Genomic DNA, 2,240 nt, shown 5'->3' with positions numbered 1-2,240 from the left:
CTCTCGGGTTAACGATGAGCCAAAACCATCTCTTAGACAAACAGGCTAGTTAGTCCAACTTCTGCTGACGGGATACAGTTTGCAGCATAGGCGTCTTGTGACTGCTGTTATTGCTTTCCGCTACTGCCTTTGCTCATGGTGGTGGGAGCACTCGTAAATTTCTGCAAGAGAATACCGGTATTCAGTTTATTTTGTTCCTGTATATCGGTGCCAGACATCTGCTGGCAGGCTGCGACAGCCGCCCGTGCAGAAATCAGGAGATAGGGCCTTATTTCTAGCAGAAGACCATTGGCTGCGTCGCAGGGCCGTTCTTCTCCTGCGATGTTTTCAGCTTTCGCTGCAGGATGCCCCGTATTTGAAACAGCTGTAGCAGCGGTGGTGCTCCAGCATCACCCGCGGCTTCATGCTTTCTGTCAGGGTGCTCCCCAGATCATAGTCCGTGTCATCATCCACCAGGGTGCAGGCATAGACTCGGCTCTGACCGTTCTTTTTTACCACCATGCGGCTGAAGGCGCACATGAAATCGGCGCGGCTTTCCGGTGTGTGGTAAGTAGTCATGCAGTGCTCAGTAATCTCGGGTGTCTGAACCTGGCTGTCGGGCGGGAAAAAATCGGGGAAGGACACGAGGTGCAGGTCGTCCGGCAGGCCGTGGCGGCGCAGATGGGCGCGAAAGTCTTCTTCCACGGCGACCGTGTCTTCATCGGGTTCCCACTGCCTTGCCAGGGACAAACCAAACCCCAGATCGTGCAGGCTTTTCATGGTGGTGAAGGCTTCTTCGAAAGTGCCCTGGCCTCGGCCTGCCTCGTGTCGTTCCGAATCCGGGTAGTCGACACTGACCCGAAAGTGAATAGCGTTGTCCGCCTGAATCAGGGGGGCAATCTGGTTAAGTCGCTGGTACAGAGGAGCCGTGCCGTTGGTCAGCACCAGGCAGGGGCGATACTGTGATGCATAGGCCAGAATATTGTGCATATCCCGGGCGACGAAGGGCTCGCCGCCGGTAAAGGAAAAGCTTTCAACGTCCAGTTGAAGGGCTTCGTCGATAAAGGGTTTGACATCCGCCAGCGTCATCAACTCAAGGCGGTCATCGCCGGGTTTTGAACCCTCAAAGCAAAACGGGCAGGCGAGATTGCAGGCGGTGCCGGTGTGAAACCACAACTCCTGCAATTGCCTGGTCTCGATATATCCTCGGGGTTCTCCGGTGGCAGTAAAGCGCCAGTTTTGCTGGTGGCCGAGATTCTCGGTTTTGATCAGGTTCATCAGCAACAGTCCCCGACGTTGCCTTTGACTTCTGTGGCCGACGTGTCGAAGGGCAGGCTCTGGCCGCAGCCGGGGAAAATTCCGTAGTGGCGTTCAAACGTGCCAATAAAATCGAAGTGGGAGGCAAAGCGGCTATCGTGCAGCATTCGGTAGCTGTTGCCGCAGATGGGGAATACCCGTCCGGCTTGCATCACGTGATGCTTGTCCAGTATCAGGGTATTGGGATGATGAGGCACTGTGCCCTTATAAACCACTGCTTGACCATAATCCTCGCAGGCGGGTTCCAGTTCTGCAATCTTGAACAGGCGATAGGTAGCGGCGTGGAAGCGGGCGGGGGCGACGCGATTGGCAATGGCGCCATTGTCAATGGTGATGGGGCGATCCTCTACCAACCGGGGGTCGGCGAAGCCTGCGGTTTTTGCCAGGGTAACAAAATCGTTCCAGTACAGGGCCCCGGCCAGGCATTCTCCGTACAGCACCGGGTCGTTCTGCAGGGCGGTGGGCAGGCGCCGGTCGGCATAGATATCCGAGAAATAGAACTCGCCTCCAGGTTTCAGCAGGCGATGGACCTGCTCCAGTACTGCTTCTTTGTCGGTACACAGGTTGAGTACGCAGTTGGAAACCACGATATCGACACTGTTGTCGGGCAGATCGAGATCCGCCAGCTGCTCCAGATAGCCCTGACGAAATTCGACATTGCTTTGGGCGTAGCCGAATTGCTGGCGATGATAGTCCCGGTGGCGCTGCGCGACTTCCAGCTGCTCGGCGGTCATATCAACACCCAGCACGAAACCGGATTCCCCCACCAGCGCAGAAAGGGCGTAGACATCCCGGCCACTGCCACAACCCAGGTCCAGGATGCGGGCACCCTCCAGCAGGGGGGGCACCACCAGGCCACAGCCGTAGTAGCGGCTCAATACTTCGTCATGGATGCTGCCAAGCACCGGTTTCAACCAGTCCGGAGGCGCCTGATCGCAGCAGGC

The 2,240-nt window shown here is 57.0% G+C and carries 2 protein-coding genes; both read right to left on the bottom strand.

Going from position 1 to position 2,240, the window contains the following annotated elements; genetic code table 11:
* Nucleotides 1–327 precede the first annotated feature (327 nt).
* Nucleotides 328–1,257, bottom strand: coding sequence for a radical SAM protein (locus tag ACTF5G_RS10130; RefSeq protein WP_438952681.1), 930 nt, complete (start codon nt 1,255–1,257; stop codon nt 328–330).
* On the bottom strand, nt 1,257–2,240 hold a 984-nt coding region (locus tag ACTF5G_RS10125; RefSeq protein WP_438952680.1), incomplete at its 5' end, for a methyltransferase domain-containing protein. The genes ACTF5G_RS10125 and ACTF5G_RS10130, both read right to left, overlap by 1 nt.

It is taken from the genome of Porticoccus sp. (genome assembly GCF_965660005.1).
Taxonomy (GTDB): domain Bacteria; phylum Pseudomonadota; class Gammaproteobacteria; order Pseudomonadales; family Porticoccaceae; genus Porticoccus.
This window is presented reverse-complemented; position numbering and strand designations above follow the sequence as displayed.